This is a genomic window from Acidovorax radicis, assembly GCF_020510705.1.
GTDB lineage: Bacteria > Pseudomonadota > Gammaproteobacteria > Burkholderiales > Burkholderiaceae_C > Acidovorax > Acidovorax radicis_A.
This window is the reverse complement of record NZ_CP075184.1, coordinates 309,508-328,529: the sequence shown is the minus strand read 5'-3', so window position 1 is coordinate 328,529 and position 19,022 is coordinate 309,508. Positions and strand designations below refer to the sequence as shown.

The following is a 19,022-nucleotide window of genomic DNA, read 5'->3' as shown; positions in this document are numbered from 1 at the left end:
CGATCTGCACCACCCGCACAGAGGCCTCTTTGCAGGGAATCAACACGTTCTAATAGTGCCATTTCACCCACCACGCCTCCGCAGCCCAACCCATGCGCACAACACACCTCCTGCTCGCCACCCTGACCGCTGCGCTGGGCGCGCACTCCACCATCGCTCAGACCCTGTTCAAGTGCACGGACGACAAAGGACACACGACTTACTCCGACCGGGCGTGCCTGCAAGCTCCGCGCCCGAAAGCGCCCATGGCCCAGCGGCCTGTAGCATCTGCACCGTCTGCAGCAGCCAAGGCCGCGCCTGCCGTGACCCCACCAACCGCCGTTGCGGGCGGGAAGGTCGAGGGCAACGTCACCAAGCTCACGGTGGCCATCGTGGAAGGGGTGCTCCGGCGTGCGCTGGATCTGGGAGATCGGTCGGACCACCGGGCCCAATGTGCGCTGGCCGCGCCGGACCTGACCTTCAAGCTGACGGACCACAGCAGCAACCCTGCGAGCGTTTTTTCCGGCGGCCGCCGCGAGATCTGCGATCTGCAGCTGCAGTCCGCACAAGCCATGCAGGCGAGCGGCCTGAGTGCCTCCACCCGCCTTGGAAAAACCGATATTCGCATCAATGCCGACGGCACCCAAGCCGTCGCCAAGTCCGAAACGTCAACGGCCGTTTCCCTGCAGGGTCAGCAAATGATGACCCTGCATTGCACGCGCGAGGAGGTCTTCGGCATATACAGCGGCAGCGTCCTGTACCAGCGCGCCAACGCAACCTGCAGGCCGGTGGGCTGAGTCCCTGCTTCAGCCCAGACCGCGCACCACATTCATCGCCTCTTCCACCCGCTCCACCGCATGGATGGTGAGGCCCTCGATGGGCTTTTTGGGCGCGTTGGCCTTGGGCACCACGGCCACGCTGAAGCCCAGCTTGGCGGCCTCCTTCAGGCGCTCCTGCCCGCGCGGTGCAGGCCGCACCTCACCCGCCAGCCCCACTTCGCCAAACGCCAGAAACCCCCGGGGCAAGGCCTTGCCGCGCAGACTTGAGGTGATGGACAACATCACGGCCAGGTCGGCGGCGGGCTCGCTGATGCGCACGCCACCCACCGCGTTCACAAACACGTCCTGGTCCATGCAGGCCACACCCGCGTGGCGGTGCAGCACCGCCAGCAGCATGGCCAGGCGGTCTTTGTCCAGCCCCACACTCAGGCGGCGCGGGCTGGGGCCGCCGCTGTCCACCAGTGCCTGGATTTCGACCAGCAGCGGGCGCGTGCCTTCCAGCGTCACCATCACACAACTACCAGGCACGGGCTCGCTGTGCTGGCTCAAAAAGATCGCGCTGGGGTTGGTGACCCCCTTGAGGCCCTTTTCGGTCATGGCAAACACGCCAATCTCGTTGACCGCGCCAAAGCGGTTCTTGATGGCCCGTACCAGGCGGAACTGGCTGTGCGTGTCGCCTTCAAAATACAGCACCGTGTCCACCATGTGCTCCAGCACGCGCGGGCCGGCCAGCGCCCCCTCCTTGGTCACATGCCCCACCAGCACGATGGCCACGCCCGAGGCCTTGGCACAGCGCGTGAGATGGGCCGCGCACTCACGCACCTGGGCCACCGAGCCAGGTGCGGACGTGAGCTGGTCGGAATAGACGGTTTGTATCGAATCGATCACGGCCACCGCAGGTTGCATGGACTCGATGGTGGCCAAAATCTTTTCGAGCTGGATCTCGGCCAGCACGTTCACCTGGCTATGGTCCAGCCCCAGGCGACGGGAGCGCAAGGCCACCTGGGCGCCGCTTTCTTCCCCCGTCACGTACAACGTGGGCAGCCCGGCACGCTGCAGGGCATCCAGCGCCTGCAGCAGCAGGGTGGACTTGCCGATGCCAGGGTCACCGCCGATCAGCACCACGCCCCCTTCCACAATGCCGCCGCCCAGCACCCGGTCCAGCTCGTCAATGCCGCTGGGTGTGCGCTCGACATCGCTGGCCTCGATGGCCGACAGCGGCATCACCACCTGGGCCTGTGCCAGCCCCGCAAACTGCGAGCCGCTGTAGCGGTTTTTGCCCGGCCCGGCCTCGGCCACCGATTCGATCAGCGTGTTCCAAGCGCCGCAGGCCGGGCATTTGCCCAGCCAGCGCGGGCTGGTGCCGCCGCACTCGGTACAGGTGAACGTGGTTTTTTCTTTGGCCATGGCGATATGAAGGGGAAGCCCCGATGCAGGGGCAGCCGACTATAGCGGCCATGCCAGCACACGCCCGCCACAGCCCGTACGATGGCGGGCTTGGTAACGCCGCACGGAGCTCAGATTGCAGACACCCACCAACCGCTTCAAACAGGCCATGGCCCAGGGCCAGGCCCAAATCGGCCTGTGGCTCGGCCTGGCCGAGGCCTACAGCGCCGAAATCCTCGCCGGCACCGGCTACGACTGGCTGCTGGTCGATGGCGAACATGCGCCCAACGACCTGCGCTCCATCCTGCATCAGCTGCAGGCCATTGCCAGTGCGGCCAGCGCCCTGCCGCCCGGCGCGCAGGCACCCCACCCCATTGCGCGCGTGCCCGTGGGCGACACCGCGCTGATCAAACAGTACCTGGACATCGGCGCACAGACGCTGCTGGTGCCCATGGTCGATACGCCCGAGCAGGCGCAGCAGCTGGTGCGCGCCACGCGCTATGCGCCCGAAGGCGTGCGCGGCATGGGCAGCGCGCTGGCCCGCTCGTCGCGCTGGCAGGCGTACCCCCAGTATGTGCACGAGGCCAACCAGCAGATCTGCCTGCTGGTGCAGGCCGAAACGGTGGAAGCCATGGCCCACCTCGATGCCATCGCCGCCACGCCCGGTGTGGACGGGGTGTTCATCGGCCCGGCCGACCTGTCGGCCTCGATGGGACACCCCGGCAACCCGGGGCACCCGGATGTGCAGGCCGCCATCCACGATGGCATTGCGCGCATCCTGCGCGCGGGCAAGGCGCCGGGCATTCTGGCCACCACCGAATCGCAAGCGCGCCAGTGGCTGGCGGCGGGTGCGCTGTTTGTGGCCGTGGGCGTGGACACCATGCTGCTGACCAGCGCGGCGCAGGATTTGCTGGCGCGCTTTCGCAGCGCGACCGACGCGGCCCCCACCCGGCCCGCGGGCTACTGAATCTTTTTTCTTCCGGACCCAAGGACAGACATCCATGAAAGTTTGTATCTACGGCGCAGGCGCCATCGGCGGCTGGCTGGGCGTGGCCCTGGCGCAGGCGGGCCACCCGGTCAGCATGGTGGCGCGCGGCGACACGCTGCGCGCCCTGCAGGCCGAAGGGCTGCGCATGCGGCGCGCTGACGGCACCCTGGCGCAGGTGCCCGTCACCGCCCACAGCGACCCGGCCGCACTCGGCGTGCAAGACCTCGTCGTGGTCGCCGTCAAGGCCCCGGGCCTGCCCGACGTGGCACGCGCCATGGCGCCGCTGATCGGGCCCGAGACCATCGTGCTCACCGCGATGAACGGTGTGCCATGGTGGTTCCTCGACGGCTTTGGTGGCGCTGCGCAGGGCCATGCCCTCGAATCCGTGGACGCGGGGGGCGTGATTGCCAAAGCCATCCCTGCGCACAACGTGGTGGGCAGCGTGGTGCACACGAGCTGCTCGCTGGAGGCGCCGGGTTTCGCCCGCCAGCACTTCGGCAACCGCCTCATCGTGGGCGAGCCCGACGGCAGCCGCAGCCCGCGCCTGCAAGCGCTGGCCGAGACGCTGCAGCGCGGCGGCATCGATGTGGAGGTGAGCCACTGCATCCAGAAAGACATCTGGTTCAAGCTCTGGGGCAACCTCACCATGAACCCGATCAGCGCGCTGACCGGCGCCACGACCGACCGCATCCTTGACGACGACCTGGTTCTCGGTTTTGTGTCGGCCGTGATGCTGGAGGCCAAAGCCATTGGCGAAAAACTGGGGCTGCCCATCGACCAGCAGCCCGAAGACCGCCACGCCGTCACACGCAAGCTCGGCGCCTTCAAGACGTCGATGCTGCAGGACGTGGAAGCGGGCAAGCCCCTGGAGATCGACGCGCTGGTGGGCGCCGTGCGCGAGCTGGGCCAGATCACCCACACCCCCACCCCCCATACCGATGCGCTGCTGGGGCTGACGCGCCTGATGGCGCGCACGCGCGGCCTGTACTGATTTTTCAAGCCCAATCGGCTTACAGCGCTTATCCACCAATCGCAAATAGCTACCAATTTAATAGCAAACCAACCATGGCCACATCCTCTCTCACGCTTTACTACACCCCCGGCACCTGCGCGCAGGCCGTGCGCATCGCGCTGGAAGAAGCCGGCGCCCCCTACGAACTGGCCCGTGTGAATTTCGCCGCCGGCCAGCAACGCACGCCCGAATACCTGGCCGTGAACCCCAAGGGCCGCGTGCCCGCGCTGGCCACGCCCCACGGCACCCTGACCGAAACCCCCGCCCTGCTGGCCTATGTGGCACAGAGTTTTCCCGAGGCGCGCCTGGCCCCCACCGACGCACATGGCTTTGCACGTTTGCAGGAGTTCCACAGCTACCTCGCGTCCACGGTGCACATCGCCCATGCCCACCGCCCCCGCGCCAGCCGCTGGGCCGACGAGCCCGAGGCCCACGCCGCCATGCAGCGCAAGGTGCCGCAGAACATGACGGAATGCTTCAACCTCATCGAAAGCCACTACCTCGGCGATGGCCCCTGGGTGATGGGCGAGCAGTACACGGTGGCCGACGGGTATCTGTTCACCATCGGCACCTGGCTGCAAAGCGATGGTGTCGACATTGCGCAGTTCCCCAAGGTGCACGCGCACACGCTGCGCATGCTGCAGCGCCCCGCTGTGCAGCGCGCGCTGGCCTGAATTTTCTTGAGGCTAAACGTCCACGCAGCTAGAGTGCGCGGCTTGTCACACTGGCGCGGCACAGGCCAGCGCCGCCGCGCAAGGGCCGCCCCGCCGCGCTGGCGGCGTCCCCCTTCCCGAATTGCGCAGCAATTCGAGAGAAGGGGGAAGGCGCGAAGCGCCTCAGGGGGTTGTCACCCTCAGTTCACCTTCAGAAAACGCCAGTCGATGCGGTTGTCCGCACGGTGTGGCAGGTCCACCTTTTGGGTCGCGGCCCATGGAATCACCTGGTTGTACAGCGGGATGTGCGAGATCAGCGCGTGGTCTTCTACCAGGGCTTTTTCGATCAACCCGTTGCGCGTGCCCGCATCGGTTTCCTTCTTGATGCGCTCGATCAGGGCGTCCTGCTGCGGGTTCGAGAACCGCCCCAGGTTGAAGTTGCCATCGCCGCCCGCGCCGGGCGAGCGGATCAGCGACTGCAGCGAGTAGAATGCGTCAAACGTCGGCACACCCCAGCCCAGCAGGTAGATGCTGGCCTCGTTGCGCTGGATCATGGGGAAATAGGTGGCAAACGGCAGGGAGCGCAGCTTGGCTTTGACTCCCACCTTGGCCCATTGGGCTGCGATGGCCTGGCACAACTGCTCGTCATTGATATAGCGGCCCGCACTGCAGGCAAAGTCCACCTCGAAGCCTTGGAGGTAGCCCGCCTCGGCCAGCAGATTTTGTGCGGCCTTGGCGTCGTAGGGCCAGCGCACATCGGCCTTGGGCGTCCAGCCGTTGACCTGGTGCGCAATCAGCGTGCCGGTGGGCTGTGCCAGGCCACGCAGCACGACGCGCTGAATGGTGTTGATGTCAATCGCTTGGTACAGCGCCTTGCGCACCCGCACGTCCTTGAGCGGGTTTTTGCCCTTCACGTTCGAACCGGGCAACTCGTCGCGAAACTGGTCCAGGCCCAAAAAGATCGTGCGGTACTCGGCGCCTTCCAGCACCTTGAGCGTGGGGGTCTGGCGAATGCGCGCCAGGTCTTGCAGGCTGGGGTCGATCACAAAGTCGATCTCGCCCGACAGCAGCGCCGCCGTGCGCGTGGCGTCGGCCTTGATGGGGGTGTAGACGATCTCGGTCACGTTGGACGGGTATTTGCCCTTGCCCCACCAGTGGGGGTTGGGCTCCAGCACCGCGCGCTGGTCCGGCGACCACGACTTGAGCACAAAAGGCCCCGTGCCCAGCGCGTTGCGGTGGGCATAGGTTTCGTCTTTGTTCTTGATGTCCTTGGGCTCCACCGATTTGTTCTTTTCGGCCCAGGCGCGGCTCATGATGCGCAGCTCGGTGAGCTGGTTCACCAGCACCGGGTTGGGCACATTCGAAAAGAGGTCGATCGTGTGCGCGTCTACCTTTTCAATGCGGTCGATACCTTGGGCATAGACGGCGTAGTTGGAGTTTTTGTTCTTGGCGCGCTCCAGCGAAAACACGGCGTCATCGGCGGTGAACTCACTGCCGTCGCTGAATTGGACGCCCTTGCGCAAGCTGATGCGCAACTGCGTGGGACTGATGCGTTTCCACTCCGTGGCCAGCGAAGGCTCGGGCTTGAAGGTCTTGCTGTTGTATTCGACCAGGGTGTCGTACACGGCCGAATGCAGGGCGTTGTTCACGCCCACGTTTTGTGCATGGATGTCCCATGACGACACATCCACCGCCCGCGACCAGCGGAAGGTTTTGGACTGTACGGCCAACGGCAAGGCCATGGCCACAGCGGCCGCGAGCAAAAGGGTCTTGAAACGCATGAAGGAGTCACTCCAGATCAGTCAGCCCTCCACTATGTGCCAATTCGCTCTTTGAGGGAACGAACTTGTCTTTATTAGCTTAGAGCCTGTTTACGATCTAAAAACCATCACACCCGCCAACACCAGCATGGTCGCAGCGGTCACGCCGTCCAGCACCCGCCAGGCGCCCGGCGATGCAAACACCGGAGCCAGCCAGCGCGAGCCAAAGCCCAGCGTCAAAAACCACACGGCACTGGCCAGCGCACCACCGGTGGCAAAGGTGGCCCGGCCCCACACCGGGTACGGCGTGGCCATGGTGCCCAGCAGCAGCACCGTGTCCAGATAGACATGCGGGTTCAGCCAGGTGAGCGCCATCACCGTGAGCACCGTGGTGCGCAGGCTCGCGCCTGGCCCGTTGGCAGTCACCAGCAGATGGGCGGGCTTGAGTGCCCGGGCGCCGGCCTGCACCGCGTAGGCCACCAGAAACAGCCCCCCGGCCCAGCGCATGGCCTCGGCCCATTCGGGCCGCGCGGCCAACATGCCGCCCATGCCCCACACGCCCGCCTGCAACAGCACCGCATCCGACAACGCACACACCAGCACCACGGGCAGCACATGCTCGCGCCGCAGCCCCTGGCGCAGCACAAACGCGTTTTGCGCGCCGATGGCCATGACCAAAAAGGCGGTCGACGTGAACCCGTGAACGAAGGCGGTGGTGCTCATGGGCGGTGATTTTCAATCTCTCTACGCCGTCACGCCAGCTATACTTTTTAACCATCCGTCAGAATGGTTAACCCACCATGCCGCTCGACTCCGCCCAGCTCAACGCCTTTGCCGCCGTGATCGACGAAGGCAGTTTCGAGCGCGCTGCGGCGGTGTTGCATGTCACGCGCTCGGCGGTGTCTCAGCGCGTCAAGCTACTCGAAGAGATGGTGGGCCAGGTGCTCGTGCGCCGTGCCACACCCTGCACACCCACCGAGGCCGGGCAAGCGCTGTACCGGCATGCCCGCGAAGTCGCGTTGAGCGAAGCCGATGCGCTGGCCACCATCGGCGGCGGGCAGCGCCAGTCCACGCGGCTGGCCATTGGCGTCAATGCCGACTCGCTGGCCACCTGGTTTCCGCACGCCATGTCGCACGCCGCGCAAGGGCACCACATCACCTTCGATATCCATGTGGAAGACCAGGACCACTCGGCCAACCTGTTGCGCGAGGGCCGCGTGATGGCCGCCGTCACCGCCGACCCCCAGCCGGTGCAGGGCTGCAAGGTGTTGCCGCTGGGCACGCTGCGCTACCGTGCGCTCGCGAGCCCCGCCTTCCTGCAGCGTCACTTTGCAAAAGGCGTCAACGCCGCCGCGCTGGGGCAAGCGCCCATGCTGGTGTTCAACCGCAAGGACGCCCTGCAGACGCGGTTTGTGCAGCGCATCACGCGCCGCCCACTGGCGCAGCCTGTGCACTGGCTGCCCGAGGCGCATGCGTTTGTCATGGCCACGCGCGCAGGGCTGGGTTGGGGGATGATCCCCGACCCGTTGGCCGAGAGCGACCTCAAAGCCGGCACGCTGGTCGAGCTGATTGCCGGCAAACCCGTGGATGTACCGCTGTATTGGCAATACTGGCGCCTGAATGTGCAGGCACTTCATCACATGACGGGCGCCGTGCAGTCGGCGGCGGCGCAGGTGTTGTTGCCCTGATCTGCCGCACACCGGCCTGCGGCGTGCTCCGCCCCTGTCAATCCCTTATCGAAGGCCCAGCAACTCAGCCCAGGGCCTCGTGGTGGTCGGCCACGCCGCGTTTCCAGTACGAAGCGATGCGCATGTGTTTGGCGTCCACCCCCGGCTTGGCCAGCACGGCCGTGCGCACGGCCACCATGTCGGCACTTTCGCCAGCCGCCCAGATATAGCCCGCCCCTTGCGGCAGCACGAGGCTTTCCACGGCCTCAGGCAGGTGTGGCACCCATTGCACATCCAGCGTCGCCGCACTGGTCAGCGCGCGCCGGTCGCCCACGTGGCGCACCTGAATGCGCACCGTGGCGGCCGTGTGGGCAGGCAACTCGGCCAGGCGGCGGGCGATGGCAGGCAACGCGGTGTCGTCGCCGATAAGCCAATGCCAGTCAAAACCCATAGGCACCACCATGCTGCCACGCGGCCCGGCAATCCCCACCCATTGGCCGATGAACGCCGCCGCCGCCCAGTCGGACGCTGGGCCCGCGTCGTGCAACGCAACTTCGATGTCCAGCTCACCAGCGGCCGCGTCGAACCGTGCGGGGGTGTAATCGCGCAACACCGGGCGCGGCCCGGCAAACACGGGGCGGCCATCTTGAATCTCAGGCAGTTCGGGGCGCTCCAGGCCCGGCCGGGGCAGGATGAGCTTCACATGATCGTCAAACCCGGCGCTGACGAAACCATCGAGGTCGGGGCCTGCGAGGGTGAGCCGCACAAAGCCGGGGCTGATGTCGGTGCGGCGCACCACCTGCAGATGGCGGGCGCGCAAAGTGTGCCGAACCCGTTGGACAACAAGTTGGGAGGACGCAGAAGGGGTCGAAGGCGGAGGAGGGAAAGAAGATGTGTCCATGATTTAAAATGTTGATTTAATCAACCAATTATTTTCAAACAAGTTGATTTTGTCAACTTGTTTCACGCCATGAGCCCACGCAACCCCCGCGATGTTTTCGACGCCATGCACGACCTCATGCATGTGTACCGAGCGCACATGGTGCGCGCCATGGCCGCAGTCCACCCCGAGCTGACGCTCAATGAAGTGCGTGCGCTGTCCTTCATTGGCCGCCACCCCGGCGCCACCCAAAAAGAGCTGGTGGCCCACAGCGGCGCCGACAAAGCCCAGGTCGCACGGATGCTGGGCCTGCTGCAGGACAAGGGCTGGCTGGAGCGCGCGCCCCATGCCCAAGACAAACGCAGCCGCTGCCTAGCGCTCAGCCCCCAGGGCAGTGACTTGTACAAGGCATTGCGCGAATCACGGCAGGCATTGGCTGCGTCTGCGCTCAAGAACTGCGACAAAAATACCCAGGCGCAACTGCTGGCGCAGATCCAGCAGCTGCGCGACAGCCTGGATGCTCTGGACACATCGGGCGGGGCACCGTGCGCTGGCACACACCCGAGAGGTGACCACGGGAGCGGGCATTGATGCCACGGCACGCATCACCCTGGCAGACGCGTTGCAACGGATTTTTAGAAGAAAACGGGCTCTAGCGCTTATTGCACAAGCGCTAGCAGCTATGAAAAAATGAGTGGATTAGCGCCCCTGAATCGCCCGCACCGCCTGGGGCAAAGACTGCACACCGGGTAGAAAGTGGTCGATGGTGGCGCCCAGTGCCACGGCGCACACCAGCGCACCCAAGAGGGGTTTCCAGGTCAGGCGCACGGCAGCGCCCAGCCACCCGCCGCGCTCCATGCCCACCGCCGCGCGGGCCGTGACCACCGAGAACGCCAGCTCCACGGCCACGGCGAGCAACACGTCCCAGCCGAAGTACAGCATCGCCAGCGCACCGGCGCCCCCCACCAACAACACGCCCATCAGAAACACCGCCACCAGCGGCACCAGCACCACGGCGCCTTCATCGGCGCTGCCCGCAGCCTCCAGCGCGCCACCGGCCACGTCGCCAAGGTCTCCCAGACCGTCGCCAAAACCGCCCTCGGCCCCCGCGCCACCGAAGTCGCCACCGCCCGTGCGTGGCAGCGTGGCGCCCGAACCCCCACCCGGGGCCCGACCGGGCCAGACATCCGGCAGGTCCACGGACCCATCCCACTGCGCGCCCTCGCTGCGATGGCCGACCAGGCGCGCGGCCCACAGGCGCAGCACCAGCAGATAAGCGCCATAGCCCACACCCAGCGTGACCAGGTAGCGCAGCGCCAGTGAATCCACGCCCATCACCATCTGCAGGTGCGACGTGGCCCACATCAACGCCATCGTGAAACTGCCGATACACAGCCCGTGCCAGCGCAGGCTGTGGCGTGCCAGCAGGCGCTGGCGAAGGCCCGCAGCGGTGACCAACGGCGGGCGGGCTCGGCGCGATGAAGAAGCGGCTTTCATGGTGTTGTGATCCCCCCAAGGCGCCCACTGGCTGGGGTCCGCGCCATCGTAACGCGATGACACCTTAGAGCCTGTTTACGATCTCGCAGGAGCCGCGTTGGAACGCAATCGGGATGAGTGGATGCTTCGGGTGCGCCGCATGGGCTCATGCCCATGCAAGCAGCCGGGGCGTCCAATCGCCCGATTGCGCTCCAACCCTTCGGGCAGTGGTCTTTGCGGGCGGTCTGCGGCGTTGCGGCGCTTGTGAATAGCCATGCTATCCACTGCGCACCGCGCCTTGCATCCCATCCCGCAAAGACCGCTGCGCGACCCCTGGGAGATCGTAAACAGGCTCTAAGATCGTGAACACGTTCTTCTTATGACATGCGTCAGCAGCGGCACGATGGCCGCTTCCACACCGCACCGGTCGCGGGCATGATCGCGGCCATGGTGATTGCAGCCACCCTTCCCGCTCTCTCTGCCGAGCCCATGGCTGCGGCGCCCACGCCCATGCCGGCAGCGCCCCCCGCCATGCCGGGTTACCGCGCGATGTGGGTGGGTATCTGTCTCGAATTTCTGGAGTTCGCGGTTTTTTTTGCCGTGTACTTCAGCGCACGCTGGTTTCACCCGCAGGCCTTTCAAGCGGGTGCCGCACGGTTGTGGACGCTGGGCGGCGTGCTCATCACGGCGGCGATGGTGACCAGCGGCTATCTGCTGGTACGGGCGGTGCGCAGCATGCGCGCGGACCGGCGCACGCGCGCGATGGGCTGGCTGGCACTGGCGCTGCTGGTGGGCCTGGCCTACCCCCTGCTCAAGGCACTGGAGTGGCAATGGAACCGCGCACACGGCCTGAACGCGGGCTCGGGCATTTTTGTGGTCGTTTACTACTACCTCACGATCAACCATTTTGTGCATGCCTGCTGGGGGCTGCTCGGAATGGGGTGGGGCCTGCTGCGCCTGGGCACGGGCGGCTATTCAGCCAATGATTGCCGGGGCCTGGAGGCCCTGGCCACCTACTGGCACGCCACCGATCTGGTCTGGCTCATGCTCTTTGGCCTGTTCTACGCGTTCGCATGACCGCCGCACCCCGCATCCGCACACTTTGGGGCCGCCATGGCGCCACGCTGACCTGGTTGGCGTTGCTGGCGCTCACCGCCGCGAGCGTGGCCATGGCCGGCCATGCACAACACGGTGGCTCGCGCCTGTGGATGACCATCGCCGTGGCCGCCCTGGCGTGGACCAAGGGCTGGCTGCTGGTGCGCCACTATCTAGAGGCTCACCATGCGGGCCCGGTGTTTCTGCGCATCGTGATGTTGTTCGGCGCCCTGGCGCCGCTGGGGCTCATCGCCTGCGCGGTGCACGAGGCATTGCGGCACTGACGGGGCCGGGCCGGGCTGCGCCGGGCCGCAGCACAAAACCCGGCTTACACGCCCTGCGCCACTGGCACGCGCTGCGCCAGCGCGCACATCAACTCATACCCCACCGTGCCCGCCGCCCGGGCTACCTCATCGACGGGCAGCACGGTGCCATTGCTGGCGCGGCCCCACAGCGTGACCTCGCTGCCAAAACCAAGGTGGGTGCCGACCGCCATGCCGCTGGCGATGAGCGGGGTGAGGTCCACGGTGATCATGTCCATGCTCACACGCCCCACCAGGCGCGTGCGCACCCCGTTGACCAGCACGGGGGTGCCGGTGTCGCAGTGGCGCGGGTAGCCATCGGCGTAGCCGCAGGCCGCAATGCCAATGGTGAGCGGGCCGTCGGCCGTGAAGCGCGAGCCATAACCCACCGTGTCGCCCGCCTGCAAATGCTGCACCCCGAGCAGGCGTGTGGACAGGGTCATGGTGGGCTCCAGCGCCCAGTGCTGCGCGTCGCTTTCAGGAAAATCAGGCGCGCTGCCGTACAGCACGATGCCGGCGCGCACCCAGTCCGAGCGCAGCCGCGCATCGCCATGGTGGCGCAACGCCGCCGCGCTGTTGGCCACGCTGCGCTCGCCAGGCAGGTCTTGGGTGGTGGCGTTGAACGCATCGATCTGGTGGTCGATGCCCAGGGGCCCGTCCGCGTCGCTGAAGTGCGTCATGACCGAAATCTCGTCCACCTGCGTCAGCGCGTCGAGCCGTGCCCACGCGGCGCGGTAACTGCGGGGCGTGAACCCCAGGCGGTTCATGCCCGAGTTCATCTTGAGAAACACGCGATGGGGTACCTGGGTCTTGTGCGCCGCCAGCATGTCGATCTGCTCGTCGCAATGCACGGCATGCCACAGGCCCAGGCGCGAGCACAGCTCCAGGTCGCGCGCCTCGAACACCCCTTCGAGCAACAAAATGGGCCCGCGCCAGCCCAGGTGGCGAATGCGCTCGGCCTCGGCCAGGTCAAGCAATGCAAACCCGTCGGCACCGCGCAGCCCCTCGAACACCCGCTCAATGCCATGGCCGTAGGCGTTGGCCTTGACCACCGCCCACACTTTCGCATCAGGAACCGACTGGCGAACACGCCCCAGATTGTGGTGCAGTGCGGCAGTGTGGATGGTGGCGTGTATCGGGCGGGGCATAGGGTTTGACCAGATGAGAAGCACCGGATTTTCGCATCGTCGCCTTTTATCCGCGTGATATAACCGCCTGTCACTTGCTACGGTTACTCACATTTCACAGGGCATCAGCCGTGCTGATGCACCCACCAGCCATTCGATGAAGCGCGGTTTTTACACCATCATGTCGGCGCAGTTTTTCAGCTCGCTGGCCGACAATGCACTTTTCGTGGCCGCTGTCGAACTCCTGCGCACAGGGGGTGCCCCCGAATGGCAACGCGCTGCGCTGGTGCCCATGTTTGCGCTGTTTTATGTGATCCTGGCGCCATTCGTCGGCGCCTTTGCCGACGCCCTGCCCAAGGGCAAGGTGATGTTTGTCAGCAATGCCATCAAGATCGTGGGCTGCCTGATGATGCTGTTTGGCTCGCACCCGCTCATGGCGTATGCCGTGGTGGGCCTGGGCGCTGCGGCCTACTCACCCGCCAAATACGGCATCCTGACCGAACTGCTGCCCGCCTCGCAACTGGTCAAGGCCAACGGATGGATCGAAGGCCTCACCATCACGTCCATCATCCTCGGCGTGCTGCTGGGGGGTCAGCTGGTGGGGGCCTCCATCTCTCACTCGCTGCTCGCCATTGACCTGCCGTTGATCGACACGGGCATCGACACCGCGCCCGAAGCCGCCATTGCGTCGCTGATCATCGTGTACATCGTCGCCGCCTGGTTCAACACGCGCATTCCGCACACCGGGGTCGAGATGCGCCCGCTGCGGCAAGACCCCGAGCGCAGCGTCCTGAGCAACGCGCTGGCGCTGGTGCCCGATTTCTGGACCTGCAACCGCCGCCTGTGGAAAGACCGGCTGGGGCAAATCTCGCTGTCCACCACCACCCTGTTCTGGGGCGTGTCGGGCAATCTGCGCTACATCGTGCTGGCGTGGGGCGGGGTGGCCCTGGGTTACAGCACCACCCAGGCCTCGGCCCTGGTGGGCGTGGTGGCCATCGGCACGGCCGTGGGCGCGGTGGTGGCGTCCATGCGCATGCGCCTTGATGTGGCCACCCGCGTGATGCCGATGGGCATTGCCATGGGCGTGCTGGTGGTGTTGATGAACTTCATCAGCAACGTGTGGGTGGCCGTACCCTTCCTCATCCTACTCGGTGGGCTGGGGGGCTTCCTGGTGGTGCCCATGAACGCACTGCTACAGCATCGGGGCCACAACCTCATGGGGTCGGGCCGTTCGATCGCCGTACAGAACTTCAATGAACAGGCCTGCATCCTGGCGCTGGGCGCGTTCTACAGCCTGTCCACCCGGCTTGGCCTGTCGGCCTTTGGCGCCATCACCGTCTTTGGCATCGTGGTCGCCAGCATCATGTGGCTGATCCAGCGCTGGCACGCATACAACTGCGTGCACCACAGCGAAGAGGTCGAGCACCTGCTGCATATTGCGCGGCAGGATACGCACCACTGAAGCCCCCTGAGCGGCTGCGCCGCTTCCCCATTGGGGCACACCCGGTGGCCTGGCAGGGCCCGCTGCACGGGTGCACTGGCAGGGGAAGTCAGCACCAGTGTGGTTTGCCGCAGGCACCGTTTTACTACTATTTTTATAGCTGCCAGCGCTTACTCATTAATCGCTAGAGCCTGTTTTTCTTTGTAATGCAATCTCCTCTGCCCATCGCCGCCCTGCTGTTCAACGCCCTGGTCTGGGGCCTGGCCTGGTGGCCGTTCCAGCGCATGCACCAGGCGGGCCTGCACCCGTTGTGGGCCACGGCCTGCATGTATGCGCTGGTGCTTGTGGCCTTGCTGGCATGGCGCCCGGGCATCTTGCGCCAGGTGCGCCAGCACCCTGAGCTGTGGCTGCTGGCGCTGGCCTCGGGCCTGAACAACGTGGCCTTCAACTGGGCCGTGACCATTGGCGATGTGGTGCGCGTGATCCTGCTGTTTTATCTGATGCCCGCCTGGGCCGTTTTGTTGGCCTGGCGCATTCTGGGTGAGCGGCCCACACCTGCGGCGCTGTGGCGTCTGGCGCTGGCCTTCACGGGCGTGGTGCTGGTGCTGCTGCCCGAGGGTGCGCCCGCCACGCGCCTGCTGCAGAACCTGTCGCTGGCCGACGCGCTGGCCCTGTTGGGCGGCTTCATGTTCGCGCTCACCAACGTCACCCTGCGCCGCCTGCACACCGTGCCGGGGCCCGCACGCATGTTCTCGATGTTTGGTGGCTGCATGCTCATGGCGCTGGCCGTGGCTTGCATCGGCTTGCAAGTGGCCGTGGTGGAGCCCTTCCCCGCAGTCAACAGCACCTGGGTCGTCACCGGCCTGCTGCTGGCCGGGGTACTGATGCTGGGCAACTGGGCATTGCAATTTGGCGCGGCGCGCCTGGCGGCCGGCACCACCGCGCTGGTGATGCTGTCAGAAGTGGCGTTTGCCAGCGTGTCCTCCGCGCTGATGGGCGCATCCACCCTGGGCACACGCACCCTGCTGGGCGGGGCGCTGATCCTGCTCGCATCCTTGCTCGCCGCGCTGCAGTTCCGCCGCCGGGCCACCAGCGCCGCCAGCCACTGAGCGGCTGGCGCGCCCACCGCACCGTCGGTGCCCGGGTACCATGCGCCATCATTCCCCCTGGAGCGCGCGCCATGCCTGAGACCCTGTACGACTTTGAAGCCCTGCAGATGAACGGCCAGACCGTGCCCCTGTCGCACTATCAGGGCAAGGTGCTGCTGATCGTGAACACGGCCAGCGCTTGCGGCTTCACGCCCCAGTTTGGTGGGCTGGAAGAGCTGCACAAGCAGTACGCCGACCGGGGCTTGGTGGTGCTGGGGTTTCCCTGCAACCAGTTCGGTCGCCAGGACCCGGGCAGCAACGACGAAATCGCCAGCTTCTGCCAGCTCAACTACGGCGTGAGTTTTCCGATGATGGCCAAGATCGACGTGAACGGTGCCGACGCCTCACCCCTGTACAAATGGCTCACCGCCGAGGCCCCAGGCCTGCTGGGCAGCAAGGCCATCAAGTGGAACTTCACCAAGTTCCTCGTCGGCAAGGATGGCCGCATGATCCGCCGCTACGCGCCGCAGGACGCACCCAAGAAGCTGGCGGGGGATATTGAGGCGGCGCTGGCGGGTTGAGAGGGCACGGCCCCGTAGTGCGGCATCACTCGCGGGACAATGCGACGTCGGGGCTGTGAAACTCTTTTTACCAAGCTGGGCTCAACGGCTGTTTTCGGCCAGGAGCAGTCGGTGGCTCTTGGGTAAAGCGGACACTCAACGTTGGCGTTCAGCCGCCGTCGGAGATGGACGGCTGGAGCAGTGGGTTAGGTGGAGGGTTGCTCACGCTCCAAGTACTTCAGAAGAATGTCTCGGGTTAGAACCAGCATCTTCCAGCGCGTTGGTCCATCGGTCGGCTTTGCGTTGATCCAGTTTCCATGACGAACGGGATCAGCGTACACCTTTATGGTGTTGTCGATGCTTGCGCGATCTGTACCCAAGGCGTCGTGTAGAGGTTGCCAACTGTCCTTGCCGGTCTTGAAGGCAAATGCAGACTTGAGACTTTCAACAACGCGGAAGCAGTAGGTAGCGCAGTCAGTTGTGTCGTTGATAGCTCGCAGGTAGTCACGCAGTGCTAACCTGAAGAAGAGATCGTGATTCGCCAGTGTGAAAGCTCGATTGAAGACCGGACCATGTGGTTCAATTGCGAGCGTCTCGGTCGGCGATTCACCTGCGGGACGGACTCCAAATACATGCGGAGTTCCATCTTCCTCTGTAACTTGAATCAGTTCGACTGAGTAGCCTGAACCAAGCGAGAAGCCCAGCGCACCCACGACGATATGAGCAAAGTGCTCAGCAGCAATGTATGCGGTGATAAAGCCGTCGATTGACTTGAGATCTAGAAGTATGGTGACTTGGGATGAGTCACATTGCGCGACGGCCCGTCCATGATCGGGAATCTTCCATTCAATAGGACCGAAGCGAATACCTGCTCGCTCGGGGTGGATTCGACCAGTTGCAACGTATCGCATGAGACACCTAACGTAACTTAGACCGCATAACCTACGGGATAAACTGGACCGTGGGACACTCTGGACACTTGTTCCGCCAAGAAGTAGTTGCAGATTGGGCTGGAGGCATCAACTCAGCAAACTATAGGCTGACAGTGGACACCTAGACATCACGTTTTGAACTGTCAGGAAGCGGGTAGCATGTGAACGGCGGCTGTCCGGCATTATTGCCAATGGTCTGCTCAGGGCCCATACCCTTATTCCCGCGATTCACTCTTTCAGGAATTTACCGCGGCCCCTGGCGCAGTCGCGCATTCCGCTGATCGCCCCGCCATCTCCCCCTCCACCTTGCGCAGCAAGTCGGCCAGGGTCTTGCCGGGCTCCTGCCGAAACTGTTCGTCCAACACGCTGATGGCCGCAATGCGGTCGATGCGGAAGCCGCGAAAGTCATTGCGCAGCTCGCACCAGGCCGACAGCGTCCAGACCTTGCCCCAATAAAAGCACCCCAGCGGGCGCAGGCGGCGCACGCTCGCGCGGCCCTGCACGTCGGCGTAGTCGATCTGCACCACTTGGCGGCTGTGCACGGCTTCGCGCAGGGTTTGCAGATGGACCTGCACATGGGGCTCCAGCCCCACCGATGGGGCATACAGCGCCTGTGCCTCGGCGGCCACGCGGGCGGCCGGGGGCAACACCGACAGGATCTTGCCCAGGGCGGCCTCCACATCGCGCGCCATGGAGGTGTCGAGCCAGGCCTGGGCCAGCCGGGCCGCCGCCACCAGCGCGTTGGCCTCTGCCTGGCTGAACATCAGCGGGGGCAAATCAAAACCCGCACCCAAGCGGTAGCCCACCCCGGCCTCGCCTTCGATGGGGACGCCCTGGTGCTGCAAATCCGCCACGTCACGGTAGATGGTGCGGGGCGAGACCTCCAGCCGCTCGGCCAGAAAGGCAGCGGTGGTCAGGCGCCGCCCACGGATGAGCTGCACGATCTGGAACAGGCGGTCGGCACGGCGCATTGCAGGTTTCTAGGTTTTTAACGTTTTAGGCCTCTAGCGCTTATCCATCAAGCGCAAGCAGCTATCAAATAAAGAGTGAAAGAGGCGAGACATGTTCTGCCGGGGTAGCGTAACGGCTTCGGGCCGCACGGTGTGGCATGGCGCCGAACGGATGTATCGCCCAGGGCTTACACCACCAGAGCACGCCTGCAGCCGCAGACCGCTGCGGCATCAATCAAGCACACCGATGTGAATGGCCACCTTGTCGGGCCCCGTATACACCTCGAAATCGGTGCCAAAGCGGCGCTTGACGTGGGGATTCTGGGCAAAGTAGCGCCAGACATCCTTCCATGCCTCTATCACCGTCTGCGGCATCTCACCCTGGCCGACAAACACCAGGTAGTGCCCTGCCTGCACGTTCACCTGCACGGCCCCGGCCACCGGGGTGATGGGCGGCGGCACGGCGACGCCCGCGGTGACGTCAAACGCGCCGTGTTCGTTGGATTCGTAGCCGCTGTAGACCCCGAAGATGCGATCGTCTGCGGCGCCGCGCGCGGGCAGGCTGCGCTCCCAGCTCTGGCTGAAAAACCGCTCCCACAGGTCCCCAATGCGGGCCGTGGCAGGGTTCATTTCGTCGCTGTTGCGGGTGCGCACGGACAGGCCGGCGACGCTGAATGCGCCCATGTGGGTGCTGAAAGGTGAGGTCATCATGTGCAGGGCCCTTGCCGGTGGTTGGACGGTGAAGGTATGAGAACGTTGGTGTGGGCCGCGATAGTGCCGCCGCGCTACTGACAACCTCATGTCAGCAGGGATGCCCACGACCTGCACGCGCGGTGCATTCCGTGCGCCCGGGCAACCAGCCGGCGCGCGGCGCGCAGGCCAGCACACCGACGGTTTGGCCCTGCCCTCTGGCGAAGGCGCACGGGCATGCTGGCACACGGGCATAC

20 protein-coding genes are annotated in these 19,022 nt (G+C 65.3%); 11 read left to right on the top strand and 9 right to left on the bottom strand.

Annotation, left to right across the window (positions count from 1 at the left end):
• Positions 1–92 precede the first annotated feature (92 nt).
• Positions 93–776: a DUF4124 domain-containing protein gene (locus KI609_RS01425; RefSeq protein ID WP_226446391.1), complete on the top strand. Its 684-nt coding sequence runs from the start codon at positions 93–95 to the stop codon at positions 774–776.
• Between the two features lie 9 nt (positions 777–785).
• On the opposite strand, the gene radA is transcribed toward KI609_RS01425, so the two are convergent.
• Complete coding sequence (radA, locus tag KI609_RS01420; RefSeq protein ID WP_226446390.1) at positions 786–2,165, bottom strand: DNA repair protein RadA; 1,380 nt, start codon at positions 2,163–2,165, stop codon at positions 786–788.
• Positions 2,166–2,280: 115 nt separating this feature from the next.
• Between radA and hpaI the strand changes: the two genes are divergently transcribed.
• From hpaI to KI609_RS01405, 3 genes are all read left to right on the top strand, one after another.
• A complete protein-coding gene (gene hpaI / locus KI609_RS01415) occupies positions 2,281–3,111 on the top strand; it encodes a 4-hydroxy-2-oxoheptanedioate aldolase (protein ID WP_226446389.1) in 831 nt (276 codons plus the stop codon).
• A 34-nt stretch (positions 3,112–3,145) separates the two neighbouring features.
• Entirely contained in the window at positions 3,146–4,123 is a 978-nt protein-coding gene (locus KI609_RS01410; protein ID WP_226446388.1) for a 2-dehydropantoate 2-reductase, read from the top strand.
• Positions 4,124–4,197: 74 nt separating this feature from the next.
• Complete coding sequence (locus KI609_RS01405; RefSeq protein WP_226446387.1) at positions 4,198–4,818, top strand: glutathione S-transferase family protein; 621 nt, start codon at positions 4,198–4,200, stop codon at positions 4,816–4,818.
• Positions 4,819–4,997: 179 nt separating this feature from the next.
• Here KI609_RS01405 and KI609_RS01400 read toward each other — a convergent pair whose 3' ends face one another.
• Both KI609_RS01400 and KI609_RS01395 read right to left on the bottom strand, forming a co-directional pair.
• Positions 4,998–6,578: an ABC transporter substrate-binding protein gene (locus tag KI609_RS01400; RefSeq protein WP_226446385.1), complete on the bottom strand. Its 1,581-nt coding sequence runs from the start codon at positions 6,576–6,578 to the stop codon at positions 4,998–5,000.
• A gap of 90 nt (positions 6,579–6,668) precedes the next feature.
• Positions 6,669–7,280, bottom strand: a complete 612-nt coding sequence (locus KI609_RS01395) for a LysE/ArgO family amino acid transporter (RefSeq protein WP_226446383.1) — start codon at positions 7,278–7,280, stop codon at positions 6,669–6,671.
• Between the two features lie 77 nt (positions 7,281–7,357).
• Here KI609_RS01395 and KI609_RS01390 point away from each other — a divergent pair, with 77 nt between their 5' ends.
• Entirely contained in the window at positions 7,358–8,245 is an 888-nt protein-coding gene (locus KI609_RS01390; RefSeq protein WP_226446381.1) for a LysR family transcriptional regulator ArgP, read from the top strand.
• Between the two features lie 64 nt (positions 8,246–8,309).
• On the opposite strand, the gene KI609_RS01385 is transcribed toward KI609_RS01390, so the two are convergent.
• A complete protein-coding gene (locus tag KI609_RS01385; protein ID WP_226446377.1) occupies positions 8,310–9,125 on the bottom strand; it encodes a siderophore-interacting protein in 816 nt (271 codons plus the stop codon).
• Positions 9,126–9,194: 69 nt separating this feature from the next.
• Here KI609_RS01385 and KI609_RS01380 point away from each other — a divergent pair, with 69 nt between their 5' ends.
• A complete protein-coding gene (locus KI609_RS01380) occupies positions 9,195–9,695 on the top strand; it encodes a MarR family winged helix-turn-helix transcriptional regulator (protein WP_226446374.1) in 501 nt (166 codons plus the stop codon).
• Between the two features lie 108 nt (positions 9,696–9,803).
• Here KI609_RS01380 and KI609_RS01375 read toward each other — a convergent pair whose 3' ends face one another.
• On the bottom strand, positions 9,804–10,601 hold the full coding sequence (locus tag KI609_RS01375; RefSeq protein ID WP_226446371.1) for a hypothetical protein: 798 nt from the start codon (positions 10,599–10,601) through the stop codon (positions 9,804–9,806).
• A gap of 363 nt (positions 10,602–10,964) precedes the next feature.
• Between KI609_RS01375 and KI609_RS01370 the strand changes: the two genes are divergently transcribed.
• Positions 10,965–11,657: a cytochrome c oxidase subunit 3 gene (locus KI609_RS01370; protein WP_226446368.1), complete on the top strand. Its 693-nt coding sequence runs from the start codon at positions 10,965–10,967 to the stop codon at positions 11,655–11,657.
• Positions 11,654–11,959, top strand: a complete 306-nt coding sequence (locus KI609_RS01365) for a cytochrome C oxidase subunit IV family protein (RefSeq protein ID WP_226446367.1) — start codon at positions 11,654–11,656, stop codon at positions 11,957–11,959. Before KI609_RS01370 ends, KI609_RS01365 begins: the two co-directional genes overlap by 4 nt.
• 44 nt (positions 11,960–12,003) lie before the next feature.
• On the opposite strand, the gene alr is transcribed toward KI609_RS01365, so the two are convergent.
• A complete protein-coding gene (alr, locus tag KI609_RS01360) occupies positions 12,004–13,125 on the bottom strand; it encodes an alanine racemase (RefSeq protein WP_226446365.1) in 1,122 nt (373 codons plus the stop codon).
• 136 nt (positions 13,126–13,261) lie between these two features.
• Here alr and lplT point away from each other — a divergent pair, with 136 nt between their 5' ends.
• The 3 genes from lplT (at position 13,262) to KI609_RS01345 (ending at position 16,214) form a co-directional block, all read left to right on the top strand.
• Complete coding sequence (gene lplT / locus KI609_RS01355; protein WP_226446364.1) at positions 13,262–14,566, top strand: lysophospholipid transporter LplT; 1,305 nt, start codon at positions 13,262–13,264, stop codon at positions 14,564–14,566.
• A gap of 185 nt (positions 14,567–14,751) precedes the next feature.
• Positions 14,752–15,654 carry a DMT family transporter gene (locus KI609_RS01350; protein ID WP_226446363.1) on the top strand — a complete coding sequence of 301 codons (903 nt, stop codon included), beginning with the start codon at positions 14,752–14,754 and terminating at the stop codon, positions 15,652–15,654.
• 71 nt (positions 15,655–15,725) lie between these two features.
• Positions 15,726–16,214 (top strand): glutathione peroxidase, encoded by a 489-nt coding sequence (locus tag KI609_RS01345; protein WP_226446360.1) that lies wholly within the window; start codon positions 15,726–15,728, stop codon positions 16,212–16,214.
• 185 nt (positions 16,215–16,399) lie between these two features.
• Here the strand turns inward: KI609_RS01345 and KI609_RS01340 are convergent, their stop codons facing one another.
• From KI609_RS01340 to KI609_RS01330, 3 genes are all read right to left on the bottom strand, one after another.
• A complete protein-coding gene (locus tag KI609_RS01340) occupies positions 16,400–17,104 on the bottom strand; it encodes a hypothetical protein (RefSeq protein ID WP_226446358.1) in 705 nt (234 codons plus the stop codon).
• Positions 17,105–17,361: 257 nt separating this feature from the next.
• Positions 17,362–18,096 carry a helix-turn-helix transcriptional regulator gene (locus tag KI609_RS01335; protein WP_226446352.1) on the bottom strand — a complete coding sequence of 245 codons (735 nt, stop codon included), beginning with the start codon at positions 18,094–18,096 and terminating at the stop codon, positions 17,362–17,364.
• 210 nt (positions 18,097–18,306) lie between these two features.
• Positions 18,307–18,786, bottom strand: a complete 480-nt coding sequence (locus KI609_RS01330; RefSeq protein WP_226446351.1) for a GyrI-like domain-containing protein — start codon at positions 18,784–18,786, stop codon at positions 18,307–18,309.
• Between the last annotated feature and the right edge of the window lie 236 nt (positions 18,787–19,022).

Excerpts from the sequence above, each read along its gene's own strand:
- KI609_RS01345 (WP_226446360.1), top strand. The coding sequence starts at position 15,726 with ATGCCTGAGACCCTGTACGACTTTGAAGCCCTGCAGATGAACGGCCAG.
- KI609_RS01365 (WP_226446367.1), top strand. The coding sequence starts at position 11,654 with ATGACCGCCGCACCCCGCATCCGCACACTTTGGGGCCGCCATGGCGCC.
- KI609_RS01410 (WP_226446388.1), top strand. The coding sequence starts at position 3,146 with ATGAAAGTTTGTATCTACGGCGCAGGCGCCATCGGCGGCTGGCTGGGC.
- alr (WP_226446365.1), bottom strand. The coding sequence starts at position 13,125 with ATGCCCCGCCCGATACACGCCACCATCCACACTGCCGCACTGCACCAC.
- KI609_RS01375 (WP_226446371.1), bottom strand. The coding sequence starts at position 10,601 with ATGAAAGCCGCTTCTTCATCGCGCCGAGCCCGCCCGCCGTTGGTCACC.
- KI609_RS01390 (WP_226446381.1), top strand. The coding sequence starts at position 7,358 with ATGCCGCTCGACTCCGCCCAGCTCAACGCCTTTGCCGCCGTGATCGAC.
- lplT (WP_226446364.1), top strand. The coding sequence starts at position 13,262 with ATGAAGCGCGGTTTTTACACCATCATGTCGGCGCAGTTTTTCAGCTCG.
- KI609_RS01330 (WP_226446351.1), bottom strand. The coding sequence starts at position 18,786 with ATGATGACCTCACCTTTCAGCACCCACATGGGCGCATTCAGCGTCGCC.
- KI609_RS01335 (WP_226446352.1), bottom strand. The coding sequence starts at position 18,096 with ATGCGCCGTGCCGACCGCCTGTTCCAGATCGTGCAGCTCATCCGTGGG.
- KI609_RS01340 (WP_226446358.1), bottom strand. The coding sequence starts at position 17,104 with ATGCGATACGTTGCAACTGGTCGAATCCACCCCGAGCGAGCAGGTATT.
- KI609_RS01395 (WP_226446383.1), bottom strand. The coding sequence starts at position 7,280 with ATGAGCACCACCGCCTTCGTTCACGGGTTCACGTCGACCGCCTTTTTG.
- KI609_RS01380 (WP_226446374.1), top strand. The coding sequence starts at position 9,195 with ATGAGCCCACGCAACCCCCGCGATGTTTTCGACGCCATGCACGACCTC.
- KI609_RS01370 (WP_226446368.1), top strand. The coding sequence starts at position 10,965 with ATGCGTCAGCAGCGGCACGATGGCCGCTTCCACACCGCACCGGTCGCG.
- KI609_RS01400 (WP_226446385.1), bottom strand. The coding sequence starts at position 6,578 with ATGCGTTTCAAGACCCTTTTGCTCGCGGCCGCTGTGGCCATGGCCTTG.
- radA (WP_226446390.1), bottom strand. The coding sequence starts at position 2,165 with ATGGCCAAAGAAAAAACCACGTTCACCTGTACCGAGTGCGGCGGCACC.
- KI609_RS01405 (WP_226446387.1), top strand. The coding sequence starts at position 4,198 with ATGGCCACATCCTCTCTCACGCTTTACTACACCCCCGGCACCTGCGCG.
- KI609_RS01350 (WP_226446363.1), top strand. The coding sequence starts at position 14,752 with ATGCAATCTCCTCTGCCCATCGCCGCCCTGCTGTTCAACGCCCTGGTC.
- KI609_RS01385 (WP_226446377.1), bottom strand. The coding sequence starts at position 9,125 with ATGGACACATCTTCTTTCCCTCCTCCGCCTTCGACCCCTTCTGCGTCC.
- KI609_RS01425 (WP_226446391.1), top strand. The coding sequence starts at position 93 with ATGCGCACAACACACCTCCTGCTCGCCACCCTGACCGCTGCGCTGGGC.